Source organism: Listeria ivanovii subsp. londoniensis, from assembly GCF_000763495.1.
In the GTDB taxonomy this organism is placed as follows: domain Bacteria; phylum Bacillota; class Bacilli; order Lactobacillales; family Listeriaceae; genus Listeria; species Listeria londoniensis.
In genome coordinates this window covers 2,354,210-2,380,297 of record NZ_CP009576.1, presented here as the reverse complement: position 1 = coordinate 2,380,297, position 26,088 = coordinate 2,354,210, and the positions used below count along the sequence as shown (strand labels likewise).

The 26,088-nt window shown below is 36.5% G+C and carries 28 protein-coding genes, 1 tRNA gene and 1 pseudogene; 24 read left to right on the top strand and 6 right to left on the bottom strand.

Annotated features, from left to right (window positions below; translation table 11 throughout):
• A complete protein-coding gene (pdxS, locus tag JL53_RS11655) occupies positions 1-888 on the bottom strand; it encodes a pyridoxal 5'-phosphate synthase lyase subunit PdxS (protein WP_038407706.1) in 888 nt (295 codons plus the stop codon).
• A 126-nt stretch (positions 889-1,014) separates the two neighbouring features.
• Between pdxS and JL53_RS11650 the strand changes: the two genes are divergently transcribed.
• The 8 genes from JL53_RS11650 to JL53_RS11615 all read left to right on the top strand — a co-directional run bounded on the left by JL53_RS11650 (position 1,015) and on the right by JL53_RS11615 (position 8,589).
• Positions 1,015-2,448, top strand: coding sequence for an aminotransferase-like domain-containing protein (locus JL53_RS11650; protein WP_038407705.1), 1,434 nt, complete (start codon positions 1,015-1,017; stop codon positions 2,446-2,448).
• A gap of 204 nt (positions 2,449-2,652) precedes the next feature.
• Positions 2,653-4,659 (top strand): BglG family transcription antiterminator, encoded by a 2,007-nt coding sequence (locus JL53_RS11645; protein ID WP_038407704.1) that lies wholly within the window; start codon positions 2,653-2,655, stop codon positions 4,657-4,659.
• 7 nt (positions 4,660-4,666) lie between these two features.
• Entirely contained in the window at positions 4,667-5,134 is a 468-nt protein-coding gene (locus tag JL53_RS11640; protein WP_038407703.1) for a PTS sugar transporter subunit IIA, read from the top strand.
• 5 nt (positions 5,135-5,139) lie between these two features.
• Positions 5,140-5,415, top strand: coding sequence for a PTS sugar transporter subunit IIB (locus tag JL53_RS11635; protein ID WP_038407702.1), 276 nt, complete (start codon positions 5,140-5,142; stop codon positions 5,413-5,415).
• A gap of 27 nt (positions 5,416-5,442) precedes the next feature.
• Complete coding sequence (locus JL53_RS11630) at positions 5,443-6,792, top strand: PTS galactitol transporter subunit IIC (protein WP_003720469.1); 1,350 nt, start codon at positions 5,443-5,445, stop codon at positions 6,790-6,792.
• A 17-nt stretch (positions 6,793-6,809) separates the two neighbouring features.
• Positions 6,810-7,742, top strand: a complete 933-nt coding sequence (locus tag JL53_RS11625; RefSeq protein ID WP_003720468.1) for a 1-phosphofructokinase — start codon at positions 6,810-6,812, stop codon at positions 7,740-7,742.
• 1 nt (position 7,743) lies between these two features.
• Complete coding sequence (locus JL53_RS11620) at positions 7,744-8,394, top strand: class II aldolase/adducin family protein (protein ID WP_038407701.1); 651 nt, start codon at positions 7,744-7,746, stop codon at positions 8,392-8,394.
• Between the two features lie 3 nt (positions 8,395-8,397).
• On the top strand, positions 8,398-8,589 hold the full coding sequence (locus JL53_RS11615; RefSeq protein ID WP_003720466.1) for a hypothetical protein: 192 nt from the start codon (positions 8,398-8,400) through the stop codon (positions 8,587-8,589).
• 54 nt (positions 8,590-8,643) lie between these two features.
• On the opposite strand, the gene JL53_RS11610 is transcribed toward JL53_RS11615, so the two are convergent.
• The 3 genes from JL53_RS11610 to JL53_RS11600 form a co-directional block, all read right to left on the bottom strand.
• Positions 8,644-10,167: a glycine betaine uptake BCCT transporter gene (locus JL53_RS11610; RefSeq protein WP_038407700.1), complete on the bottom strand. Its 1,524-nt coding sequence runs from the start codon at positions 10,165-10,167 to the stop codon at positions 8,644-8,646.
• A 166-nt stretch (positions 10,168-10,333) separates the two neighbouring features.
• Complete coding sequence (gene argH / locus JL53_RS11605; protein ID WP_003720464.1) at positions 10,334-11,704, bottom strand: argininosuccinate lyase; 1,371 nt, start codon at positions 11,702-11,704, stop codon at positions 10,334-10,336.
• Positions 11,705-11,707: 3 nt separating this feature from the next.
• Entirely contained in the window at positions 11,708-12,922 is a 1,215-nt protein-coding gene (locus tag JL53_RS11600) for an argininosuccinate synthase (protein ID WP_038407699.1), read from the bottom strand.
• A gap of 216 nt (positions 12,923-13,138) precedes the next feature.
• Between JL53_RS11600 and JL53_RS11595 the strand changes: the two genes are divergently transcribed.
• Positions 13,139-14,182: an alpha/beta hydrolase gene (locus JL53_RS11595; protein WP_003720462.1), complete on the top strand. Its 1,044-nt coding sequence runs from the start codon at positions 13,139-13,141 to the stop codon at positions 14,180-14,182.
• A gap of 68 nt (positions 14,183-14,250) precedes the next feature.
• Here the strand turns inward: JL53_RS11595 and JL53_RS11590 are convergent, their stop codons facing one another.
• Positions 14,251-15,510 carry a Fic family protein gene (locus JL53_RS11590; protein ID WP_038407698.1) on the bottom strand — a complete coding sequence of 420 codons (1,260 nt, stop codon included), beginning with the start codon at positions 15,508-15,510 and terminating at the stop codon, positions 14,251-14,253.
• A 211-nt stretch (positions 15,511-15,721) separates the two neighbouring features.
• Between JL53_RS11590 and fepR the strand changes: the two genes are divergently transcribed.
• The 3 genes from fepR to JL53_RS16040 all read left to right on the top strand — a co-directional run bounded on the left by fepR (position 15,722) and on the right by JL53_RS16040 (position 17,851).
• On the top strand, positions 15,722-16,306 hold the full coding sequence (gene fepR, locus JL53_RS11585) for an efflux pump transcriptional regulator FepR (protein ID WP_003748921.1): 585 nt from the start codon (positions 15,722-15,724) through the stop codon (positions 16,304-16,306).
• A gap of 14 nt (positions 16,307-16,320) precedes the next feature.
• Positions 16,321-17,652: a multidrug efflux MATE transporter FepA gene (gene fepA, locus JL53_RS11580; RefSeq protein WP_038407697.1), complete on the top strand. Its 1,332-nt coding sequence runs from the start codon at positions 16,321-16,323 to the stop codon at positions 17,650-17,652.
• 67 nt (positions 17,653-17,719) lie between these two features.
• The gene (locus JL53_RS16040; protein ID WP_158423287.1) at positions 17,720-17,851 is read left to right on the top strand and encodes a hypothetical protein; all 132 of its coding nucleotides are present in this window, start codon (positions 17,720-17,722) and stop codon (positions 17,849-17,851) included.
• 186 nt (positions 17,852-18,037) lie between these two features.
• Here the strand turns inward: JL53_RS16040 and JL53_RS11575 are convergent.
• A tRNA-Leu gene (locus tag JL53_RS11575) sits at positions 18,038-18,121 on the bottom strand.
• A 794-nt stretch (positions 18,122-18,915) separates the two neighbouring features.
• On the opposite strand from JL53_RS11575, the gene JL53_RS11570 reads away from it, so the two are divergent.
• The 12 genes and pseudogenes from JL53_RS11570 (at position 18,916) to tsaD (ending at position 25,877) form a co-directional block, all read left to right on the top strand.
• Complete coding sequence (locus JL53_RS11570) at positions 18,916-19,500, top strand: hypothetical protein (RefSeq protein WP_038407696.1); 585 nt, start codon at positions 18,916-18,918, stop codon at positions 19,498-19,500.
• A 21-nt stretch (positions 19,501-19,521) separates the two neighbouring features.
• Positions 19,522-19,887 (top strand): hypothetical protein, encoded by a 366-nt coding sequence (locus tag JL53_RS11565; RefSeq protein ID WP_038407695.1) that lies wholly within the window; start codon positions 19,522-19,524, stop codon positions 19,885-19,887.
• A 168-nt stretch (positions 19,888-20,055) separates the two neighbouring features.
• On the top strand, positions 20,056-20,259 hold the full coding sequence (locus JL53_RS11560) for a hypothetical protein (RefSeq protein ID WP_003720454.1): 204 nt from the start codon (positions 20,056-20,058) through the stop codon (positions 20,257-20,259).
• Positions 20,229-20,552 (top strand): annotated as a pseudogene (locus tag JL53_RS11555) (GyrI-like domain-containing protein); the annotation flags it as partial. The gene JL53_RS11560 and the pseudogene JL53_RS11555, both read left to right, overlap by 31 nt.
• A gap of 105 nt (positions 20,553-20,657) precedes the next feature.
• Entirely contained in the window at positions 20,658-21,047 is a 390-nt protein-coding gene (crcB, locus tag JL53_RS11550) for a fluoride efflux transporter CrcB (RefSeq protein WP_038407694.1), read from the top strand.
• Positions 21,037-21,393 (top strand): fluoride efflux transporter CrcB, encoded by a 357-nt coding sequence (gene crcB / locus JL53_RS11545; protein ID WP_038407693.1) that lies wholly within the window; start codon positions 21,037-21,039, stop codon positions 21,391-21,393. Before crcB (JL53_RS11550) ends, crcB (JL53_RS11545) begins: the two co-directional genes overlap by 11 nt.
• A 95-nt stretch (positions 21,394-21,488) precedes the next feature.
• Positions 21,489-21,869 (top strand): hypothetical protein, encoded by a 381-nt coding sequence (locus tag JL53_RS11540; RefSeq protein WP_038407692.1) that lies wholly within the window; start codon positions 21,489-21,491, stop codon positions 21,867-21,869.
• A gap of 133 nt (positions 21,870-22,002) precedes the next feature.
• Positions 22,003-23,145 carry an Lmo2079 family surface lipoprotein gene (locus JL53_RS11535; RefSeq protein ID WP_038407691.1) on the top strand — a complete coding sequence of 381 codons (1,143 nt, stop codon included), beginning with the start codon at positions 22,003-22,005 and terminating at the stop codon, positions 23,143-23,145.
• 104 nt (positions 23,146-23,249) lie between these two features.
• Positions 23,250-23,711, top strand: coding sequence for a tRNA (adenosine(37)-N6)-threonylcarbamoyltransferase complex ATPase subunit type 1 TsaE (gene tsaE / locus JL53_RS11530; protein WP_003720448.1), 462 nt, complete (start codon positions 23,250-23,252; stop codon positions 23,709-23,711).
• Positions 23,708-24,406, top strand: coding sequence for a tRNA (adenosine(37)-N6)-threonylcarbamoyltransferase complex dimerization subunit type 1 TsaB (gene tsaB / locus JL53_RS11525; protein WP_038407690.1), 699 nt, complete (start codon positions 23,708-23,710; stop codon positions 24,404-24,406). Before tsaE ends, tsaB begins: the two co-directional genes overlap by 4 nt.
• A complete protein-coding gene (gene rimI / locus JL53_RS11520) occupies positions 24,403-24,858 on the top strand; it encodes a ribosomal protein S18-alanine N-acetyltransferase (RefSeq protein WP_038407689.1) in 456 nt (151 codons plus the stop codon). Before tsaB ends, rimI begins: the two co-directional genes overlap by 4 nt.
• Positions 24,855-25,877, top strand: a complete 1,023-nt coding sequence (gene tsaD / locus JL53_RS11515; RefSeq protein ID WP_038407688.1) for a tRNA (adenosine(37)-N6)-threonylcarbamoyltransferase complex transferase subunit TsaD — start codon at positions 24,855-24,857, stop codon at positions 25,875-25,877. Before rimI ends, tsaD begins: the two co-directional genes overlap by 4 nt.
• The last annotated feature ends 211 nt before the right edge of the window (positions 25,878-26,088 follow it).

Sequence of the window (26,088 nt, the reverse complement as noted above, 5' to 3'; positions counted from 1 at the left end):
TTAAAAACTCCGATCTTGCATGCGATCTTCTGGATTAAGGCGGGACATTTCGATTCCTTTCATCGGCGAACCTAACTCTTTCGAAAGTTTGCCGATTAATTCATAATCCGTATAATAAGTCGTTGCTTGGACAATCGCATTGGCAAATTTAGCTGGATTATCGGATTTGAAAATACCAGAACCTACGAAAACGCCATCAGCTCCTAGTTCCATCATTAACGCTGCGTCAGCCGGAGTAGCGATTCCACCAGCAGCAAAATTAACAACTGGAAGTTTACCAAGTGTTTTAATTTCTTTGATTAATTCATAAGGAGCACCGAAATTCTTTGCTGCAACCATTAATTCATCATCTGTCATACTAGCAATTTGACGGATTTGGCTGTTTACTTGGCGCATATGACGGACAGCTTCCACGATATTGCCAGTTCCAGGTTCCCCTTTAGTACGAAGCATCGCAGCTCCTTCACCAATTCGACGCAATGCTTCCCCGATATCACGGCAACCACATACGAATGGAACAGTAAAATCTGATTTTAACAAATGAAATTCATCATCAGCAGGAGTTAATACTTCACTTTCATCGATATAATCAACACCCATTGCTTCTAAAGCACGAGCTTCCGTAATATGACCAATTCGCGCTTTTGCCATAACAGGAATGGAAACAGCATTCATGACATCTTCTACTATGCGAGGATCTGCCATACGAGCTACTCCACCCGCCGCACGGATATCGGAAGGAACACGTTCAAGTGCCATAACTGCAACTGCACCAGCAGCTTCGGCAATTTTTGCTTGTTCTGCATTAACAACATCCATAATGACGCCGCCTTTTTGCATTTGCGCCATTCCGCGTTTTACTCTATCTGTACCAACTTTTTTCTCCATAGGAACAACCTCCATCAACTTAATTGAAATTACCTGATTATTATGATAAGCTAAAAGCCATTTCTTACAAACGGCCAATTGGATGTTATTTTCTCCATCCAATTTTAGTGGGAGGAATAAAAACGAATGTGGCGCCTAACTACTGATTCAAAATTACCGATTTATTTACAAATAGTTGATTTAATTGAAACAAAAATTATGAACGGGGAGCTTTTACCTGAAGAAAAATTACCACCCGAAAGAAAACTTGCTGCTATCCTTGGCGTGAACCGGTCTACGGTTGTGCGTGCACTGGATGAATTAACCGCTCGAGCTGTCATCGTTAGAAAGCAAGGAAGTGGTACAATCGTTAACGCTGAAAAATGGGGGCTTTTTGCGGGGCAGTCTACCAATTGGCGCCACTATTTAACGCAAGGTGGTTTTACGCCAAGTGTTCCTTATGCGCGACAAGCTGGAATAATGGAAAAGGATCTTTCGGCTAAAGTAATTGATGCGGCAACTGGGGAACTCCCACTAGAAATGACACCAAAATTAGAAACACCAAGCCTTTCTTGGCAGTCATTTATTGCAGAAGAACAGCTAGAGGATGCAGCAGGATATCAGCCACTTCGAGTAACGATTGAACAACAAATGAAAACTTCGTACGGTTTAAAAACTAGATCAGAACAAATTTTGGTAACATCTGGTGCCCAGCAAGCCTTGTTTTTGATTACACAATGCTTATTAAAACCTGGTGATGCAGTTGCGATTGAGTCGCCTTCTTACTTTTATTCCTTATCCTTATTTCAATCAGCGGGATTAAGAATTTTTGCTTTGCCAATGGATGCGGAGGGCGTTGTTATTTCAGAATTAAAAGAGTTATATCATAAACATCGTGTGAAAATGGTTTTTGTAAATCCAACCTTCCAAAATCCAACAGGACTAGTAATGAGTTTACAGCGAAGAAAGGAACTGGTGAAAGTCTGCGCTCATTTGCAAATACCGATTGTAGAAGATGATCCATTTTCAGAGCTTGCTGCCTTAGATGCAACTATTCCTGTGCCACTCAAACAACTAGATGCGGATAATGTTTTATATATTGGTTCGCTTTCAAAAATTATGGGATCAACGACGAGGATTGGTTGGCTAATTGGACCAGCTGCAGTAATAGAACGGCTTGCGCTCGCTAGAAATGAAATGGACTTTGGATTGAGTATTTTCCCGCAAGTGTTAGCAAATGCAGTTTTAAATACAGTCGGATACGATGCTCACTTAAAACAATTACAGCAAATTTTATTAGAGCGTAGGAGCTATTTAGTCGCTGCACTGGAAGAAACCTTACCTAATAAACTGATTTACAATAAGCCAGAAGGTGGTTTTCATTTGTGGGTAAAATTACCGGTGGAGTTCCGCTCAATTCGTGATTTTGATGTTTTTGCAAATAACAATTTACTTATTATGCCAGGATTTCTATTTGGTGTAAAAGAACCAATGATACGAATTACTTTTGCCAGGTTGAGTGAACGAGAAGCCACCGAGGTTGCACAAATTATAAAAAGAATTATACTGGAAAAACAGTAGACCCTAAAAAATATTTTTGGGGTTTTTTGTTGTTTAAGTGACCTTTTTCATCTGTTCCCTAAAATTCTTCTAATCTATAATAAAAAGTAACCTTGAAAAATAACTCATCACAATAATTCTTTCTGCCAAAAGATAAGTTGTGATGAATAAGCATTTTTATGTAAGGGTTATCATTTACTATTAAATTAAGGGAGGGGAAAGTAGATGGAACAGAATTGTAAGGAATTAATTACTTATCTGCTCTTAAATCGACAAGTGAATCTAAAAAATGTGTCCAAAAATTTCAAAGTATCAAAAGAAGCGATTAGCACACAGATTACACAAATAAACCATCTACTAAAGTCAGAACCAATTTTGATTGACCATGACATGATTTTTGTTACCGATGCCTGTAGGGAAGCTTGTTACCGGTTGTTAACTGCTGAAGAGCAACAGTTATTTTCTTTTTATGAAGTTAATATCCGTCGCAAACTGATTATGATTAAATTATTACTGCATAATCATTATATGTCTCTAGGAGCACTGGCAGAGTATGTTTATGTAAGTAAAAATACGATGTTAACCGATGTAAGGAGTATTAAAGAAAACTTACATGAATTTGAAATCCAATTAGATTATTCGCGAAAAGATGGTTATGCGGTTACGGGTTCAGAATTTTTGATTCGTAATTTACTTGCAGAACTAATTCGCGAAGTTATCCAGACGCCATACGGAAAGTTTGTACTGGATGAAAAAAAGTTAATTACTGTAAATGAAGTATTTTTATTGAGAAAACGATTGGAGAAAGTAGAAAGTAAGCTCCAAATTACTTTTACAGATGAGCAAATGGAAGAATTACCTTATATTCTCCACGGAATCATCAAACGCTCCAAAGTTACGACAAAGAAGTGGACTTTTAAAATTGAGATGTATGACATTAAAAACACCCGCGAATTCCCAATTATGAAAGAAATGTTCTGGGGTTATGACTTTTTAAGCGAAAATGATTTGCTTTACTTATCTTTGCAAGTCCTTGCATCTAATCTAGTCGAATCGGCGCTTCATTTCTCAGACAGTGAAGAAATTTCCTATGCGGTAGATGAATTTATTCGTTTGCTTGAAATGTACTTTGCTATTGAAATTGTTAAAAAAAATGAGTTTAAAGAAAAAGTGATTTTACATGTCCGGCCAGCAATTTATCGAACAATCCTAGGTTTCCAAATTAACAATCCACTAAAAAAGCAATTTATTAAAGAATACACCCCAACATTTAATATTGTAGCAAAGGCATCGAAACCGTTCGAAAAGTTGGTCGGACATATTTGGTCAGAGGAAGAAATTGTCTACCTCTCGATGATTGTGCTTGGCTGGATGTATCAAATTGAAGAAACCAAGCACCCCATTTTCCGAGCAGTAGTACTTTGTAAAAGCGGCACTTCGATTTCTAAATTATTACTTGAAAACTTAAAAATGATGTTTCCAAATATCGATTTTCAAGGAGCTTATGCGGTCAGGCAGTTAAATACAGTTGCTAGAGATGTCGATTTTATTTTTACCACCGTTCCTGTTCAAAGTAACGCAACGATTTTTGTTATTCCGTCCATCCTAAGTAAAGACAGCCGCCAAATACTAAGAGAACAAGTTGATAAAGCGATTGAAATGGACAGCCATAAAAAAACAAAAGAACTTCTCGCGATGCTAAAAGATGAAATTCCCGAAGAAAATATTCGCTTAGTTCAAGCTAAAGTAGAATCATTTTTTAATAAAAAAGAATTACCAACTGAGAAGGAAGAGTCAAAAGAACTGCAAATGGGTGCAGACCAAATTCATTTTTTAGAGAGCACCTCCGAGTGGGAAAATTTAGTTCAAGCGGCGTTCGCACCAATGCTGGAAAGAGGAACGGTGGATTCCTGTTACATCAACACATGTGAAGAAATATTCTATCAAAATTATGAGCAAATGATGATTGGTCCGAATATTTATTTGCCACATGCTAAACCCATCAGTGGTGCAAAAAAACAAGATATTCAACTAATGATTCTTAAAACAGCTACAAAAACACCTAATAATCAGCTTGTCAAAATGATGATTGCACTCGCGCCATCCGAACAAAATAAACATATTCCATTGTTACTAAAACTAAATGAAGTTTTTTTACAACCAGCTAAATTAGCAGAAATTTTAGTTTCTACTAACAAAAATAACATTGTTGAAATCCTTGAAAGGGGGTGAGCGGTACGTGGATTACCATGATTTGTTTCAAAAAGAATTAACCCTGATAAATTCTACTTACCAAAATCAGGCAGAACTTTTTGAATGCACTAGCAAGATTTTAGAAAAAGAACAGTATGTAGAAGCAACTTTTAAAGAAGCGGTAACAAGCCGAGAAGTCGTTTTTCCTACTGGACTAGAGATGAATGGAATTAAAATGGCTATTCCTCATACAGATACGATTTATGTCAAACGTCCTTTTGTACTGGTAAATAAGCTTTCTACACCAATTCCATTTATCCAGATGGGATCAAGCGAGAAATGGATTGATGTGGAAGTCATTTTTATGCTTGGAATCAAACAACCAAAAGATCAAGTTCCACTGCTTTCAAGTATCATGGAGAAATTCATGGAAGCAGCGTTTGTGGAACAACTGAAAGAAATCAATGAAAGTGCCTCATTATGTACGTTTCTAAAAAAACAATTTGGAGAGTGATTACAGTGAAAAAAGTTATCGTAGCATGTGGTTCTGGAGTAGCAACAAGTCAAACAGTCGCATCAAAAGTAGAACGGATTTTAAAAGAAAAAGGAGTTCGTGCAACTGTGGAAGCTGTTGATATTAAGTCACTCGATCAACACGTTCGAACAAGTGAAGTTTATGTCGCAATCACTAAAGCCAATAAAGAATATGATATTCCAACACTGAATGGTATTGCCTTTTTAACAGGTATGGGAATGGAAGAAGAAACAGAAAAACTAATTAATGCTTTAAAATAAACAAGCCAGAAAAGGGAGCGTGGAAAAATGGAGTCATTACAATCAGTCATACAATTTATTTTGAATCTTGGAGCGGCTGTTTTTGTTCCAGCGTTAATGATTATTATTGGACTCATTGTACGGATGAAAGTGAAAGACGCGGTAAGTGCAGGAATTATTCTGGGGGTTGCTTTCCTTGGAATGAATATTGTTATTGGCTTTATGATTGAAGCTTTAACCCCGGCAGCACAGGGCCTTGCGGAAAGAACTGGAATTAATTTAAGTATTTTAGATGGTGGTTGGACATCAATGGCGACACTTGCTTGGGCATGGCCATTCGCCTTCTTGATGTTCCCGTTACAGCTAGGGATTAATGCTATCATGCTCATTATTAATAAGACGAAAACCTTGAATGTCGATTTATGGAATGTTTGGGGGAAAATTTTGACAGCGGTATTAATTATTGGTGTCACACATAATGTGTACCTAGCCTTTATTGTCGCGGGAATTCAGATTGTGACAGAATTAATCCTTTGTGATGCGAACCAACGCCAAATTCAAGAGTTGAACGGGATTCCAGGTGTCACTGTTTCACACGGAATGATGATTTTCTGTATTTTCTTAATGCCGATTGATTGGCTACTTAAGAAAATTCCAGTACTTCGCAAAGACATGGATGCAAACGCGTTAAAAGATAAAATTGGGATTTTTGCAGAAAACCACGTGATGGGCTTTATTATCGGTGGTCTTCTAGGTATTGCTGCTGGTTATGATGTGGCTAAAACGTTGATGTTAGCAATGCAGGCAGCTGCGGCACTTACCCTTTTCCCAATGGTGGCGAAATTGTTTATGCAAGCATTGTCGCCACTTTCTGATGGTATATCCGAATTTATGAAACGTAAATTTAAAAACCGTGAACTTTTTATCGGTTTAGATTGGCCAATTTTAGCAGGGTGTAGTGAGGTTTGGGTTGCCGTTGTCGTGATGGTTCCTGTCACACTTATCTTTGCGCTTATTTTGCCAGGAAACGGGGTACTTCCATTCGCCGGAATCCTGAATATTTCCTTATGCGCACCAGCTTTAATTGTGACTGGTGGAAACTTAATGCGGATGATTATTCTAGGTGTCATTACTACACCGATTTTCTTATATGTATCGACTTTTTTTGCCGGAACAATTACCGATTTGGCGCATTCAACTGGAGCAATTTCACTTAAAGCGGGGCAAGAAATTACCTGGAGCACGCTGGAGTATCCAATCTTCCGTTATATCTTTGCAGAGGCAAGCAAGTTTACGATTCTTGGTTTCATTTTTGTCGCAATTTGGGTACTATTACTAGTATTTTATGTAAAAATGATGAAAAAACGAACAATTGAGCTAGAAAAAGCGAGCTCTTAATAAGCAGGAGTGATGAGATGATTTATACAATAACATTAAATCCAGCGATTGATCGATTACTTTTCATTCACGGTGAGTTAGAAAAAAGGAAGACGAATCGGGTCATAAGAACCACTTTTGATTGTGGGGGAAAGGGGCTACATGTTTCAGGAGTGTTAGCCAAATTTGGTATTAAAAATGAAGCACTTGGAATTGCGGGATCAAACAATCTTGACCAACTATATGCGATTCTAGAAGAAAAGCACATTAACCATGATTTTCTTGTGGAAGCTGGAACTTCGACAAGAGAATGCTTCATCGTCCTTAGTGATGACACAAATGGCAGCACAATGATACCGGAAGCTGGTTTTTCCGTAAGTCAAACCAACAAAACGAATCTTTTAAAACAAATCGCTAAAAAAGTTAAAAAAGAGGATATGGTGGTGATTGCTGGATCTCCGCCTCCTCATTATACATTATCTGATTTTAAAGAACTACTAGAAACCGTTAAAAACACAGGAGCCTTTTTAGCTTGTGATAGTTCCGGTGATTACTTAAAACTTGCTGTTCAATTGGGTGTTGATTTTATTAAACCAAATGAAGAGGAAGTGGTGGCTATTTTGGCAGAAAAGACGGAATCACTCGAAGAAAACATTCGCTCGCTTGCTCTTGAAATTCCTTATTTAGTCGTTTCGCTTGGAGGAAAAGGTTCGATTTGCGCGCATAATGGCAAATTATATCAAGCTATTCCACCGGTTGTAAAAGAACGAAACGATACGGGAGCAGGAGATGTTTTTGTCGGAGCTTTTATTGCTGGACTGGCGATGAATATGCCAATTATGGAGACATTAAAAGTAGCGACAGGCTGTTCAGCTAGTAAAGTGATGCAGCTCGATAGTTCGAGTTTTGATTTAGAAGCAGCTGGACAATTAAAAAATCAAGTAAGTATTATACAATTAGAGGAGAGATAATATGTTGTACCAAAAAGAACGTGAAGATTTAGCGAAAATAGTGAAGACCATGTTTGACCGCTTTGAAACGAATGCAGCGGGTGGAAATGTCAGCGTACGTATGAATAAAGAGCACATTATTATGACGCCAACCTTAATGAGTCAAGCACGGCTTTGTGACCTGTCACCATATGAGATTTTAGTCGTGGATAATAATAATGAAGTGGTAGAAGGAGACGGTAGAATCACGCGCGAAATTAATTTACATCGTGCTTGTTATGTAGAAAATCCCGATATTGGTTGTGTTCTTCATGCGCATCCCAAAGAGTCCATGTTATTTGCAACACTAGGTATGGAACTCCCGAATTTAACAGAAGCAACGCAAAAAATAGGACAAATCCCCACACTAACCTTTGCTCCAGCTACAAGTCCAGAACTAGCAGAAATCGTTCGAAAACATGTCATTGAATTAGGAAAAAATGCTGTTCCAAGTGCTAGCTTACTTAATAAACACGGAATTGTCGTATTAGAATCCACTTTGCATAAAGCTTACGATATGTTAGAACGGATTGAATATAATGCGTATATTGCTGAAAAAGCGATGGTGTTTGATGCATTAAATATAAAAAAATTAGTACATGACGGAGAATTAAATTATAATTTGGAGGAGTAACAAATGGAAAAATTCCTTTTTAATGCAACCTTATTTATAAGTGCTTTATTATTAATCACGGGTATATTTCGAAGTTCTATTGCTATTACCGCAATAGCCCTTGTGTTAGCAATCATCTCGCAACATTTCTTTCGGAAAAAGTATCCTAGAAAAACAAGGAGTTACCGAGAAATAATTGCCGATAAGCAGAAATAAGGGTAATAAAAAAGGATGTAACACTGAATAATAGCGTTACATCCCTTTTTTAGTTTATAGTTGTGACCGTTGTGATTTCTTTGGTCTTACGTAAAGTCCTAATTTCTCTCGTTCTCGAGTAAGGGATACAAAGAGCGAAACAATCATTAAGATAATAACAATCGAAAACGGAAATGCGGCAATAATTGAGGCATTTTGCAAGGCAGTCAATCCACCAGCATAAAGTAAAACACTGGCAATTCCGGCTTGTAAGAGTCCCCATGTTACTTTCACTGAGTTGGGTGGATTCAGTGAACCGCCAGTTGTTTGCATGCCAAGTACAAATGTGGCTGAGTCAGCAGAAGTAATAAAGAATACTGCAATCAAAATCATCGCTACAATTGATAGAATCATCCCACCTGGAAGTTCGTTAAATACGCCAAATAGTACTTGCTCCGTTGCGAGATTGGAAAGACCACTGTTTGCATGTTGTTCAACAAAAATAGCAGAACCTCCAAAAACAGCAAACCAGAATATACTGACTAGGGAAGGAAGTACTATTACACCAAGTAAAAATTGGCGAATACTTCGACCACGAGAAATTCTGGCGATAAAAATACCAACAAACGGAGACCAAGATAGCCACCAAGCCCAGTAAAAAATCGTCCAAGAGTCAATCCAAGCACGAGCATTTGGAGCATCAGGCGCAGTTTGGAAACTCATTTGAATAATATTTTGTAAGTAATCACCAAATGAATTGGTAAAGTTATTCATAATGAACAGAGTTGGTCCTAGAATAAGCGTTAAGATAAGTAAGACACCAGCAACATAAATATTTACATTACTTAAGAGTTGAATTCCTTTATCCAGCCCAGACATTGCAGAAAGTAAGAATAAAATAGTGACGACTACGATAATCGTTAGTTGGACACTAAAATTATTAGGTACGCCGAATAAATACGTTAAACCACCATTAATTTGTTGAGCACCTAGTCCAAGTGTGGTCGCGACTCCAATAACCGTTGCAAAAACAGCAACTATATCAATGATTTGACCAATTGGACCTTTTGCATGTTTTCCTAAAATCGGATAAAGCGTAGCACTTATCAGACCAGGGGCATTTTTTCTGAATTTAAAGTAGGCTAGTGCAAGTGCAACGATTGCATAAATTGCCCATGCTGATATACCCCAGTGAAAGAATGAATAGCGCAAAGCATCTTTCATCGCAGCTTGTGTACCTACCTCACCACCAGGAGCTTGAACTGCGTAATGAGATAATGGTTCGGCAGCACCCCAAAATACTAATCCAATTCCCATCCCGGCACTAAACAGCATCGCAAACCAAGAAAGGTTGCTATATTCAGGTTTTTCGCCAGGTTTTCCAAGCCGAATGGAACCAATTGGGCTTAAAACTAAAAATAAGCAGAAAATAATAATAACCGCTACAACGATTAAATAGTACCAACCAAAATTACTTGTTAAAAATTGTTGAACATTTGACGTCAGCATTTCAAATTGATTTGGTAAAAAAGCACCGAATAAAACAGCTAACACAACTAACAAGCTAGCTCCCCAAAATACCGTTGTTAATTTTTTCATTGCATCACTCCCTTTTTATTTCTCTGTATGTATTTCCCCAAGTTAGCCAAAAGGTAACATCCTATTATAGTAACAAATAAACTAGTGCTTTGACAAATAGAATTCAGCTATAAACAAGAAATCCATCAAAAAAATGGAACGCATATAAGGAAATGCGTCCCATTTTTCACAAAATATCTCTCGCATTAGCTAACGCGATGTGAATCTGATCAAATCCAGTCCCACCATAAGAATTTCTTTTTTGAACGGCTGTCTTGGAGGCGAGTACATGATAGATGTCGTCTTTAATTAGTGGATTAATTTCTTGATAATATGAAAGTGGCACATCTTGCAAATAAATGCCATTTTGTGTACATTCGAGAACTAATTTTCCAACGATTTCATGAGCTTCTCTAAAAGGAACTCCTTTTTTCGCCAAGTAATCAGCTAATTCAGTTGCATTAGAAAAATCTTTTTGGGTGGATTCTTCCATAACGACTGTATTAATTTTCATTGTTTCAATCATTCCTGAAAAAATATCTAGACTTATTTTTACAGTTTCCAGTGTATCAAACATGCCTTCTTTATCTTCTTGTAAGTCTTTATTATAAGCAAGCGGAAGTCCTTTGAGAACCGTCAGCATACCGAAAAGATTACCATAAACTCGCCCTGTTTTTCCGCGAATCAACTCTGCCATATCAGGGTTTTTCTTTTGAGGCATAATCGAGCTACCGGTCGAAAAAGCGTCTGTTAACTCAACAAACTGAAATTCGTGGCTCGTCCAAAGTATTAACTCTTCACAAAAACGTGATAAATGCATCATTAAAATGGAACTGTTACTAAGAAATTCAATAATAAAATCACGATCGCTAACACCATCTAAACTATTTTCATATACTTTGGAGAATCCTAGTAATTCGGCACTATACATCCGATCAATTGGAAAGGTGGTTCCTGCTAGTGCTGCAGAACCAAGTGGTGAGATATCAATCCGTTTGACACTTTCTTCTAGTCGCTCTAAATCTCTTGTGAACATGCCGAAGTAAGCAAGCAGGTGATGTGCAAATGAAATCGGCTGGGCGTGCTGTAAATGAGTATAACCAGGCATGATCGTTTCAACATGTCGTTCCGCTTTTTTAATAAGAACAATGCGCAAATGTTTTAAAGAAGTAATTATATCTGCCACTCCTTGCTTTAAATACAAATGCATATCAGTTGCTACTTGATCATTACGGCTACGAGCAGTATGAAGTTTTCCAGCAACAGGACCAATTTCATCGTGCAACAGTTTTTCGATATTTAGATGAATATCTTCATTTGTCGTACTAAATTCAAGTTCTCCTTGTGATAACTTCACTTGAAGAGTTTTTAAGCCAACAGTAATTTCCTCTGCTTCTGTACTGGAAATAATTCCACATTTTGAAAGCATTGCGACATGTGCCAAACTACCGATTAAATCTTCCTGCGCCATTTTTTGATCAAAAGAAATGGATGCACCGAATTCATCTATCCAAGTCTCGCTTTTTCCTTGAAAACGTCCGCCCCATAATTTTTCCATTTTTTACACCTCAGTTGTAATGGTTGTTTTAGAATTTACTTCTGCGCTCACTTTTGTTGGTAGCCCCCATAATTTAATGAAGCCAACTGCTGCATCTTGGTCAAAGGTATCGGATGAGGTATAAGTAGCTAAGTTTTCATCATAAAGGGAATTTGGTGATTTTCTGCCTTCAACAATAGCGTGTCCTTTAAATAGTTTGATACGAATGGTGCCGTTCACAAATTTTTGGGTAGATTTCAAGAATGCCACTAGCGCTTCTGTTAAAGGAGAGAACCATAGGCCATTGTAAATAGTTTCGCTAATTTTTTGTTCAATGATTGGCTTAAAGTGGGCGATTTCACGAACAAAAGTTAAGTCTTCTAATTCTTTATGTGCCGCGATTAAAGTCACTGCAGCGGGGCATTCATATACTTCACGTGATTTAATACCTACTAGACGGTTTTCAATATGGTCAATTCTACCAACGCCATGTTTACCAGCGATTTCATTTAATGTCAAAATAAGGTTAGCTAGAGTCATGTTTTCTCCATTTAAAGAAATTGGAATACCAGCATCAAAAGTGATTTCGATAATATCCGCTGTATCTGGTGCGTCTTCTAAACTAACGGTTAAGTCGTAAGCAGCTTCCGGTGGTGTTGTCCACGGATTTTCTAGGACGCCACATTCATTACTTCTACCCCAAAGATTTTGGTCAATAGAAAAAGGATTATCTAAATCAATTGGAACGGGAATATTGTGTTCCTGTGCATAATTAATTTCTTCTTCTCTCGACCATTTCCAATCACGAACAGGAGAAACAACTTTTAAATCCGGCGCAAGGGCATGAATCGCTACTTCAAACCGAACTTGGTCATTTCCCTTACCAGTACAACCGTGAGCGATGGCAGACGCGCCCTCTTTTCGAGCTACTTCTACTAGTTTCTTAGCAATAAGAGGCCGGCTTAGTGCGGAAATAAGCGGGTATTTCCCTTCATAATAGGCATGTGCTTGAAGAGCAATTAAAGCGAAATCTTCCGCAAATTCTTCTTTTGCATCAATCGTATAGGATTGGCTCGCTCCAACGGTAATGGCTTTTTCTTTAATAAAGTCTAAATTTTTCCCTTCGCCAACATCTAAACAGCATGCGATTACCTCATATCCAGCTTCTACTAACCATTGAATGGCAACAGAAGTATCTAATCCACCTGAGTAAGCTAATACAATCTTTTCTTTTGTCATTGTAAACACCCTCCATTTATAAATATACAAATATTTGTATTTATATTAACACTGATATTATTATATATCAACCTTTTTATTTTATATTATTCATAAAAATGAGTAAAAAATACATTGAGGGGTAAAAAATCTTTGATTAAAATAGCAATAAATTGGTTCCTGCTACTAAAACTGCTATACTTGTAAATGAAGTTATATTGAAGGAGTTGAGCAAGTGTGAAAAATACAATAAAATGGATTGCTATTGGTTTTGCGGGGATTATTCTACTTCCTTTGTTAGTCGTTTTCTTTATTTATAAAAAAGCGGTTGGAAGAAAAGAGTATAATCCAGAAGTACTTGAAAATTTAGATGAAGCATCACAAGAATTTGTGAAAAACACGTCACCATTATCCGATGTAGATTCGCGATATAAATATATGAGACTTGCAACAAAAGCCTTACCATCTGCTAAAGATATCGAAATTGGCGATGTGGAAAACAAAAAAATTGATGGACCAGGCGGAAAAATCCCAATTCGAATTTACACTCCAAAAGAAGAAGGGCCATTCGAAATCATTGTTTATTATCACGGTGGTGGATTTGTATTAGGTGGACTGCAAACACATGATGCAGTTGCTCGTAAACTAGTACAAACAACTGGCGCTCGTGTAGTAACCGTGGATTATCGCCTTGCTCCAGAAAATCCATTCCCGGCAGCAGTAGAAGATGCTTATGCAGCGCTACTTTGGGTTCAAAGCCATCGTACAAGCTTGCGTGCTAAATCCGCAGACATCATCGTTGCAGGAGATAGCGTTGGAGCGAATTTAGCAACCGTAGTGACACAAATCGCTAAAGCAAAAGGCGCACCAAGCATCACCGCACAAATCTTGCTTTATCCAACCACAGATATTTTCAGCCGAGACGCATCTGTCCTTTATCCGTCCATGGATGAATTTGCAGAAGGTTATGTATTAACAAAAGAATCATTAGATAAATTCTTTAAACTATATATGGCAAACGCCACTGATCGTAAATATGATCCACTTGTTGCGCCTATTCGTAGCAAAGATTTAGCTGGCCTTCCAAAAACATTCTTAGCAACAGCTGAATTTGATCCACTAAGAGATCAAGGGGAAGCATATGCTGAAAAATTAAAAAATGCCGGCGTAGAAGTATTCGTAAAACGGTTTGAAAAAGTACCACATGGTTATATGACAACAAACTCCGAAGCAACAGACGAAACATACGAATTAATCAGTGAGTTTTTAGAAGAAAAATAAATAGAAAAATCCACTCTTTCATTGGAGTGGATTTTTTTGAATGATTCTGCAAATGTATAGTGAATTTATTAGATTTCATTTAACAATTCTGATGCAAAACGTTTATTTAATGTATATCTTATTGGACGACTACTTATCTTAAGCAAGAAACCTTTTTCTTCCATTTTTTTTGTTGCGTTCATTACTCTTCTTCTTTTTCCAAAACTTTCCATATTAATTAAATCATTATTGGTTATTCTGTTATATTTTCTGCTAAATAACCAACTCTGAGTAATTATAAATAGGATGTGGGAGTCTGTTTCAGTTAAATCTGTATGCTGAAGCTCCAATTTTTTAATGTTATTTAACATGATGTTCAGCTTAGTTTCCTTTTCGTTCATATCTTTTAAAATTCTTTTTTGGCCTTCTATTAAAAATATAATCATCTGTTCACAAAAAAATGTCATTTCTCCAGCGTTAAAAGGGTGAGATACTTGCTCAAAGGCTTTATAGTATTCGTCCTTATGTCGATTAATGATATATGAAAATGTAATGGAAGAAAATCTATCTAAATTTTTTCTAACTAAAGAACAAATAAGATATCTGCCAGTTCTACCATTACCATCATAAAAAGGATGAATATATTCAAAATAATAATGGGCTACCATATATTTGTATAAATCGGGCATTTGATCATTTTGCAAAAAATTGATTAGTCTATTTAAATAGTCGATTATTCTAGTCTCTGGTTCTACCCCTTTATGTGTAAACTCACCATTTTTTTGAACACCTACAAAATTTTTCCTAAAGATCTCGCCATCAAGTTTACAATCATCTTCAACTTCATCAGCAACTAACTCATCATAAATTTCTCTAAACTGTTGGACAGACGTGATTTCTCTATAATCATCTACATACTGATAAAGCTTTACAAGACCGATAAATCTTTTCGCATTTTTAATTCCCTTACCATTTTCTCCAAGTTCATCAATCGCCTCAGAAATTTCTTTTTTTGTACTACGAACGCCTTCGATTTCGTTTGTACTTTGCAATTCATTGATAAGTAAAGAATCGAAATATTGTTGTAATGCATGTGTAGGTAATTTTCTGCTGTTTAATTCAATCTCTTTGCTATTTGCTAGAGCTTCTTGCAAAAGACTTTGTAACTTTTTAGTATTTACTAAAAATAAATTTAATTTTGGACTGTTAAAAGTTCCATTAACGATAGGTGTTATTTCAAGATTAGTTAGATACGTACCATAGCTATTTTTACGCAAGTCTAATTCTTGTTTGTAGTCATCTTCATTTTGATGAAATATAGTTTTTAAAGGATAGTATTTTTCTGACATAAAAGCACCTCCAACTTAACTTTAAGTATATAATACCATAAATAAGTTCATATATACATATTATTATTCCTTCTTATTTACGTTTTTATATAAAAACGTAAATAAGAAGGAATCTTTTGATTGAAATAAACGAATTTTGTTGACAAACATTTTTTTTCGTGAGAAGATAACTTACGAACGGTCGTCAGTTTTATGCGAAAGGAGTGTGGAAATGAGAAAAGAAGAAATTAAACAAGCTGCTTTAGAACTTTTTGCAAGCAATGGATTTGAAGGAACATCACTCGCAGATATTGCGGGAGTTGTAGGTTTAAAGAAGCAATCCATCTATTCTCATTTTAAAGATAAAGATGATTTATTTTTATCGATTATGAAGGATGCGAAGTCAACAGAAATCGACTACTACCGGGCGCATCTTCAGGATAGTGACTTATCTAGACCAGATTTAGTACTAGCTAGTTTGCTTTTTGGGGTGAAAAACTTATACGATACCGATGCAGCATTTCAGTTTTGGTTACGATATGGCTTTTATCCGCCTAAACATTTGTACGATATTGTCCAAGCGGAAATTAGCGATAATGTGAGTCAAATGGAGCAAGACTTTACAGAATTATTCAGTAGCTGGATGGAACAAAAACTAATTCCAGAACAAGATGTTGAAACGATGAAAGAAGCATATATGGGTATTCTTGATGCAGTTATTGTCGAGATTGTTTATGTAAATGAACCACAAAGAACCCAAAAGAAAATCACAGCTTTATGGCAAATTTTCTGGAGAGGAATTACGCTAAAAGCTTAAATTAGAGGTGCTATATGGCAAAAAATATCGAAATTTTAGAAACAGATTCAGTAAAGAAAATTTATTTTAGATATTTAATACCTTCCTTAGTCGGGATGTTATTAATGTCATTAAATATTGTTATTGACGGAATTTTCGTTGGACATAAACTCGGCGGTACTGCGCTTGCTGGGATAAATATTGCAGTCCCAGTCTTTACCATTTTTACCGCTATTTCGATTTGGATTGGAATTGGAGCAGCTACACAGTTTTCTTTTTCAATTGGTGAAAAGAACGTTGCTAAAGCGCAGACTATTTTTACAAATGCGATTCTAGCTGTTGTTTCGATTACAATTGTTATCGCAATTATTGCATTCATTTTTAAAGTTCCACTCGCTTATTTTTTAGGTGCGAATGATGATACGATTGGTTACGTACTCGAATATATGAATGTTTTACTTATTTTTGGATTTGCACTTACTTTAGAAAATATTTTAAGTATCTTTGTAAGAAATGATGGCGATCCGAATTTATCCATGATTGCGCTTGTTGTTACAGCCATTTGTAATGTTATTTTAAATTATTTTTTCCTATTTATTTTTGAATGGGGGGTAACTGGCTCTGCTCTTGCAACAATGATCGCGATTATTATTGGGGTGCTAATCCTCACTACCCATTTCTTTAAAAAATCAAGTCGCTTAAAATTTGTTCGCTTAAATTGGAATAAAGCTTTTTTTAAAAAGACATTTTCAATCGGTCTTCCGAGTTTTCTAGCGGAAGTTGGTGTATCCGTATTTACATTTGGCTATAATATTTCACTAGCTGCAATTGCTGGAACTGCTGGTGTTGCTGCATTCTCAGTATTAAACTATACGCACAGTGTGATTTTGATGCTGTTCCTCGGAATGGGTTCAGCAATTCAACCATTAATTAGTTACTACAGAGGAGCAAAAGCAAGAGAAAAAGAATTAGAAACGTTAAAAATTGCGATTCTCGTGGCGTTCTGTACCGGAGTTGGTTTCTTACTAGTTGGCCTATTCGCATCGAATTTACTCGTTTCGATGTTCGGTAATTTCACCCCTGAGATTAAAGATCTAGCAAGCTCCGGAATCAAACTTTTCTATACAGCCTACTTATTTATGGGCTTTAACTTTGTGATGATGACTTACTTCCAAACATCAGACAAAGTAAAAATGGCGACCTGGATTACCATTTCACGGGAAATTATTTTCATGGTTATCTTCTTGTTAATTTTACCTTCCATAATTGGTATCACAGGTGTTTGGCTAGCAATCCCAATTTCTGAAATGATTGTAGCAGCATCAATTGTCATTTATATGAAGAAAAAACATATTTTATTTAAATAGCTGAAAAAGCGAAGGCGATATGTTTTTTATCACAAAATAACCAAGCAATCTACCACCAGGAAGTTATATTGTAAAAGAAATCATCGCGCCAGAGGACTATGGAAAGTCAGATAAAGAAATACGCGTCATGATACCTTTTAACCCACAAGACCAAGTCCATGTTACCTTTAGCGATACTAAAATAGAGGAGATAAGCTAGATGAGATGGTTATTAAAGAAGTAAATACCAAAGACACATTATCTCAAACTGGAGATAGCGGAGAAAGAAAACTATTTTATACAAACGCGTTACTAACTACTAGGAGTGTTTTGTTGTTGTATAGAAGAAATCATTAAGAAATTAACAAAAGGAATCCAAGGTTAGCCTGGATTCCTTTTTGAATGATGCGGCCGAGAGGACTTGAACCTCCACGGGTTTTACCCCACTAGGCCCTCAACCTAGCGCGTCTGCCGATTCCGCCACGACCGCGTGTTACCAACGTTTCACACGCCCACTATATATAGAGACGCGCAATAGTATTATACCTAGCGCGCCTAGTATATGTCAATAGTGCACCAATACTAATATACAAAAATACAAAAACCTAGCGCGTCAATTCGAGTACTTGCAGCACGAAATGGGTGGTACAAACCCACAATGAGTGATGTTTATGTGATAACAACTAATCAACTCGTTTTATATTTATATTGTTTAAATGCACACTTGCTGGCTAAAAACCATAGCGCTTTCGTAATTTTTATAGCATTATACCCGATGAGTTAATACTTATTATATACTAGTATGTGAGGAGGAAGGGGAGCAAGCTTATAGCGCTATAGCTTTTGCAGGTGTAGACCTGTGGATGTATACTAATAAAGTAGACAGAATTTTTAATGATATACTGTTTATAAATAGACACAAAAACGAAAGGAAGTTTATGTCCAATTACAAAAAGTATGATGAAGACTTAAAAAAAGTCTAGTTAACTTACATCGATGGAGGAAAAAAGAATTAGATAGTAAAGTCTTTAAAAACATATAAGCAGTTGCGCTCTCTTCCTTTGAATACATTGAAGGCTTTTACAATCCAAGACGACCACATTCCGCTAATAATATGTTTACACCTATTCAAAAAGAACAAATTTATTTTGAATTCAAAATAAATTAATTTTTTTGTCTACTTTATTGACGTCTATTCATTTCATGATATACTTATTTTGAAAACTAGATTTTACATAAAAGGAGAGAAATATATTTACGAAAAAGAATTTTTAAAAGAAATTGATGGTACCAATAATAGTTGGACTTGTGGTAGTAATTTCGATTACACCTGTATCTACAGCAGTAAGGAATGTTGATACAACTCCAGTTATTACGCAAAATGAAGTCGAAAGTGGTATACAAGATAATAGCAATGAATTACCAGATGAATTTATTGTTAGAGATCAAATCAGCCCAAGTGAGCCTGTTAATCAAGAAAGAAAGCTATTAAAAAGTGCTAGCCTGGGGTATGAAAAATGGACGAAAGTTTCGACAACAAGAAAGGTCTCAAAAGAATTTATAGCTTGGCACCCTGAATGGAAATATTATCAGTATAACGTTTCTGGTTATTTTTTCAGTAATGTGAAAGTGTCTGTTAGCGCAAGCGTGGGTTATGGTAAGTTTAGTTTGTCTGTTGCGAAATCAAGTTCAGCTGGGCAATATATTAAGGCAGACCCTAAAAAGTGGACAAGACCTGCAATATATGGAAATGTAGATGTTACAAAGTATACGGTTAAAAAATATAATGGCGCTGGAATATACACTGGGTCAACAACAAAATATACAAGTACTGCGACGGGAACATTTATCAAAAGCCGTAATAAATAAAATGAAAAGAGAGTTAATAGAATGAAGAAAAAATGGTTGATATTAATATTGTCAGTAATAATTCTTTGTGCATTAGTATTCGGGGTAAAGTGGTTACTATTTAGAGACAACCTTGTGGAAATGATGCAAGTTGAGGATGTTTTATATATAGTGACGTATGAACCTGCAAAGAAAGAGGATGCTTTAGAGAAAATTGGTGAGGTAGAGCATAGAATTCGTCATTATCGAATACCAGATGAAAATTTCACTTCGAATTATTTAAGTGAAGGAACGGAACTTTATAAAGCAAAAAATGGGAATGAATTCCCAAAGACTATTTTGTTTAAAGAGAATGGCGAATATTTTATTGCATCAGAGGCTATGGAGCAGCCTAATAAAAAACGCTAGAGTAGTTTTTCTTTTAATAGAGAACGTTTGTTGTATAAAACTAAATGAAACATATTTAAAAAGTGTGCTTAATGGCATGCTTTTTATTTTTAAGAAAGTCGACTATATTTTATTATCACTTGATTTCAAGGATGTTTGTTCGTATGATGATCTCGAGAGGAGACAAAAATGTATACTTTAATTGATGATATTATAGAACATTCAACTGTTTTAGCAGGAGGCTGGGACATACGTGATATTTTTGGAGCATTTGGTAGAAATTTTTTAGATTCTATTGTGAACGGAGAGATCCTAACACTAGAGAAAGTAGAAAAGTTAGTGTATACTTCACTGAAGAAAAAAGTACCTGTCTTAGGCAACCGGATTTTGTGACAGTAGAAGTGCTTGAATGGGCGAAACAGTCTGCTAAGAAGAAAAAGCCCGCTATTAATATAAGCCGAGTGAAATTAGAACGATTTTTAGAAGGGGAATGTGTCCAAATGATGCATATCGGCCCGTTTAGTGAAGAAGTGGAAACAATCGCTAAATTACATCAATTTATGGCGGAAGAAGGGCTTCATAATGATACAGGCGCGGTTCGGAAGCATCATGAGATATATTTGAGCGATCCTCGGAAAACTGACCAAGTGAAAATGCGAACAATCCTTCGACTTCCGGTAAGTTGAATAATAGGAATGTTATGCGTTATAGTATAGAAGAAATAGAACTACGGTGACTGCCCGAAATTACTTATTTCAGGGCGGTTTTTCATAAAGCGGGGTTTTTAGAGGATGTATTTTTTATATGTAGGCTTATTTGGAGCGCTTGGTGGAATGTGTCGTTATGCAATTAATTTATGGCTTGGTGGAGGCGACTTTCCGTATGCCACTTTGGTTGTTAATTTGATTGGTTGTTTTTTATTAGCTTTTGTTATGCGATTTTTAGCTGAGAAGTCGCGCATTTCGCTAGTGATTTTGAATGGGATTGGAACTGGATTTATTGGTGCATTTACGACTTTTTCAGCTTTTAGTGTGGATGCGATTCAGTTACTCAAAAACGGGGAAATGGTGCTTGCAATTAGTTATATACTAACTAGTTTTATTGGCGGTCTTTTGATGGTGAAGCTTGGAGCAATGCTTAGTACGCGCTTGTTAAAAGGGGGGGCTAGTGATGTTAGTTAATTTCTTACTGGTCGGTTTTGGTGCGGCTCTCGGTGCAATGCTTCGTTACGGCATATCTGTTTTTGTTAAAAGTAAATGGAAGACTAATTTTCCCTATGCGACTTTTTTTATTAATATTACCGGTTCATTTCTACTTGGGTTTCTTATTTCGTCGGCAATTGATCCAGCTTGGCAACTTCTTTTAGGGACAGGTTTCATGGGAGGATACACCACTTTTTCCACTTTTAAAGTAGAAAGTATGGAATTAAAATGGAAAGCTAATTATCGCGTCCTTTTTTCTTATTTAGGACTTAGCTATATTTTTGGTCTAGTTGCAGCTTTTGTTGGTATGATGGTTGGACTATAAGAATTGTTTAAGAAAATAGGAAAACAATTGCCTGCGTTTCTTCAAAATGCTATGCTAGGAAGAACGATAAGCTTCAGAGAGGACGAGAAAGAGCGATGACAGGTTTTAAAAAAGTAATTGTACCGATGTTATTAATCGTTTTATTTTTGGCAGGCTGTAATCAAGAAGAAGTTCCTGCATTAGTGCTTGAGGGAACCGTGACAGATGCTAGTTTATTAGAAAATAATAGTGAGCTAACGGTAAATGGAGTGCTAACTTGGAGTGGAGAAAAAAATGACTATTCCAGCGAAGTAATTATCTCGGTAACAGGTAATACTTCCGTAACGAATGAATCAACAGGTAAAGCAATGAAACTTTCTGATATTAAAGATGGAGATAGTGTTAAAGCAGTTTTTCCAGCAGATTCCAATGTAACTTCACCAGCCCCAGGAAAAATATCTGAAAGCGCCACTTCCATAAAAGTAAATCCGAAATAAAAACATTTCTCGCTTATGGGAAATGTTTTTTAGTTTAATTTGTGTCAGTCTAGTGAATTATTAAGAAAGCGCTTGTTTTATTCACAGCGTATGTGTTACGTTTAATGCATTACATAAAAACTGGAGGAGTTATATGAAAAAAGGGATTTTATTTTCGTTGTTGTTAGCCGTATTATTAGTATTTAGCGCTTGTGGGGAAAGCGCCGAAGAAAAAGCAGCAAAAACACCACAAGGTAAATTTATTCAAACAGTAGAAAATGCATCTAATGTGCCAGAGCAATCAACTTACACAACTACTTTTGGAGTAACAGATATCAGTATGCCAAGCACAGATTCAAGTGCTGCTTCTGTAGGTATTTTGAAAGATATTAAATTTTCGATGACGACTTCAACTGATACAAAAGCGAATAAATCGGAATCAAAATTAAATGTGACATCTACGAACAATTTACTACCTATTTCCATCGACTTAGACTTTTTAGTAAATACAAAAACAGCTAGTGCATTTATTCCACTGAAATCTATTGTGGAACCAGATGAATCATTACTTAGTTATTTAGATCAAGCAACAAACGGAATGTGGTCGAAACTTAACACGGAATATCCTGATTTAAAAAATAAATATTTAAGCACTGAAGAATTAACTAGCACTTTAACTGGTGAAACGGTTCCTGAGACAGCTGTAGATACTAAGAAAGTTGAAGCAGCCTCAAAAGATTTAAGCAAAAAAGGCTCGAAACTTTTGAATACCTATTTAACAGGTTTAGAAAAAGATCGTTTTAAAGAAGCAGATGATGGCACGATTTCAGTAACACTAACAAAAACAGATATTGCTAATCTAGTAGCTGAGGCAGCTAAAATGATGGATGACGAAAAAGTAAAAGCCGACTTCAAAGTAATCATCGAAAGCCAAGGTACAGAAAGCCTAACTGATTTTGAAACAACCTATGCTGATACGAAATCAAGCTTAGAAGATGTTGCAAAAGATTTAAAAGCGAATAAAGATAGGACAATTAATTTCAAAGTGTCTGTTAAACCTGGAAAAGACGATGCATTAGATGCAATGACACTCAATGTAAAAATGACAGATAAATCAAATGCAGAAGCGCCAGAGTCCATTGCCTTCAAAGTGAAAGTGAAAGCAGAAAAATTTGTACCAATTAGTGATTTTCCAACAAAAGACGAAATCATTTCGAGTGACGAACTATCTGCCATTGTGACAGATTTTTACACGCAAATGTACAGCGGAATGGATTTATCTGGTTCAGGACTGTAATTCTTGGAAAAGACGCAGCGGCTTATGTCGTTGCGTTTTTTGTTTTTTATTTTAAGGACGCTTTATGGTATGATATGTAGAGAAAATGATGGACGGGTGAGGTAATGGAATTCGAATTAGTGATGACAAACGAATCAGACACAAAACTTCTTGCAAAAACGCTAGGTGAGAAACTTCAAGCCGGTGATGTGCTTTTACTTGAAGGGGATCTTGGCGCAGGAAAAACGACTTTTACTAAGGGGATTGGCGAAGGTTTACTTATTCCACAAATGATTAAAAGCCCGACCTTTACGATTATCCGGGAATATAAAAAAGGACGCTTGCCGCTTTATCATATGGATGTATACCGACTGGAAGATGCTTCTTCTGATGATCTTGGGCTGGAGGAATATTTTTATGGCTCTGGGGTAAGCGTGGTTGAATGGGCTCAATTCGTACAGGAAGATTTACCGAGTGAGTACTTGGAAATCCGGCTTTTTCATATAGATGAGAATACACGCAGAATGGTTGCAAAGCCTGTTGGCAAAAGGTATGAGCGACTTGCGATGGAGGTTTTTGAAAAATGATACTTGGAATGGATACGTCTTCTGATACGATGACAATAGCACTTTTTGCTGAGGGGGCTGTCATTGGCGAATATACAACAAATTTGAAGAAAAATCATAGTGTTCGTTTGTTACCTGCAATTGCGGCGTTAATGGATGAATGTGGAGTAAAACCAGCTGATCTAGAGAAAATCGCTGTTGCCAAAGGACCCGGTTCTTATACTGGCTTAAGAATTGGTGTGACAGTAGCAAAAACAATGGCATGGGATGCGAAAATTCCAATCGTAGGGATTTCTTCTTTGAGACTTTTAGCTGAAAATGGGTTGTATTTTCCTGGGAAAGTAGTTGCTTTAATGGATGCACGCCGGGGTAATGTTTATGCAGGAGTTTATCAAGCAACTCAAGGTGAAATGAACCATGTCATAGCCGATAGCCATATTGCGCTAACAGATTTACTTGAAAAATTAAAACAAGACGAAAAAACAGAAGCAATATTATTTACTGGAACGCTAAATGAACAAATCTGCCTAACCATAACAGATATTCTTGGAGAACGAGCTATTTTTGCTAGTAGTGATTATACTTATTCACGCGCGAGTTCACTAGTAAAATTAGCAAACAAATTACCCGGAGAACCAGCAGATAATTTTGTGCCAGATTATTTGAAATTAGCTGAAGCGGAGAGCAAGTGGCTAGAATCGAGGCGTTCCGAGTGAGTTTGAAGGAGCCATTATCATTTCGAGAAGCAACGATTGCAGACTTGAAAAGCATTATGAATGTTGAAAATGCTGCATTTACAGTACCATGGACGGAAGCTGCTTTTCGAAATGAGTTTATTATTAATCAATATGCATATTATATCCTTGCGACTTACAACGATGAAGTAGTGGGCTATGCTGGAATTTGGCTAGTACTAGACGAAGGGCATGTTACGAATATTGCGATTCATCCTGATTATCAAGGAAACCATTACGGCGAAGCACTTCTTCGTGAAATGATTCGGATTGCGAAAGATTGCGGAGTAATTCGGATAACATTAGAAGTTCGTGTTTCTAATGATGTAGCACAAGGACTCTATAAAAAATTAGGATTTCAAAACGGCGCCATTCGGAAAAACTATTATCCGGATACAAAAGAGGATGCGCTAGTGATGTGGGTGGACTTATGAAAAAAAATACATTAATTTTAGGGATAGAATCAAGCTGTGATGAAACCGCTGCTTCTGTCGTGAAAAATGGTAATGAAATTATATCAAGTGTAGTGGCTTCCCAAATAGAAAGTCATAAACGTTTTGGTGGAGTAGTTCCTGAAATTGCATCAAGGCATCATGTAGAGCAAATTACACTGGTGATTGAAGAAGCTCTAAAAAAAGCCAATGTAACAATGGATGACTTAGATGGTATTGCTGTAACAGAAGGACCAGGTCTTGTTGGAGCACTTTTAATTGGCGTAAATGCAGCTAAAACACTTGCCTTTATGCATAATTTACCTTTAATTGGCGTGCATCATATTGCTGGGCATATTTATGCAAATCGTTTTGAAACAGAAATGAAATTCCCACTATTGTCTTTAGTTGTTAGTGGAGGCCATACGGAGCTTGTTTTAATGCGCGATGAAAATGAATTTGAGATTATTGGTGAAACAAGAGACGATGCAGCTGGAGAAGCATACGACAAAGTAGCACGGACCCTTGGTTTAGCCTATCCAGGTGGCGTACAAATTGATAAACTTGCAAAAGACGGTGAAGATACATTCCATTTTCCAAGAGCGATGATGGATGATGGTTCGTTTGATTTTAGTTTCAGCGGTCTGAAATCTTCTTTTATAAATACATTGCATAATTTAAGACAACGCGGAGATGAGCCAAACCCGAATGATTTGGCAGCAAGTTTTCAAGCGAGTGTGATTGATGTGTTAGTGACGAAAACAATACGAGCAGCTAAAAAATATGGAGTAAACCAACTACTTCTTGCTGGTGGTGTAGCAGCCAATCAAGGCTTACGCGCACGGCTTATTCAAGAAGTTGAAATGGAGCTCCCAGATACCGAGTTAATCATTCCACCTCTTTCCTTATGTGGGGATAATGCAGCGATGATTGCAGCAGCGGGAACAGTAAGTTTTTTGCAAGGAAAACGTAGTAATTTTGAAATGAATGCCAATCCAGGTTTGTTACTAGAAGATATTTAAAGTAATAGGTCATTTTTTCCAATGCTTTTTGGAGGAAATGGCCTATTTTTTATTCATAATATGGTAAAAAATCTCGTTTATATTTACAAACTTAAGAATTACATAATCTTTATGCAAGTAATGAACAATTTTTTTCTAGTATGATAATAGCGTAGTAGTATCTTTTTCAGGGTAGTGGCAGAATAATAGTCATAGTTAGTTGTTTTCTAAC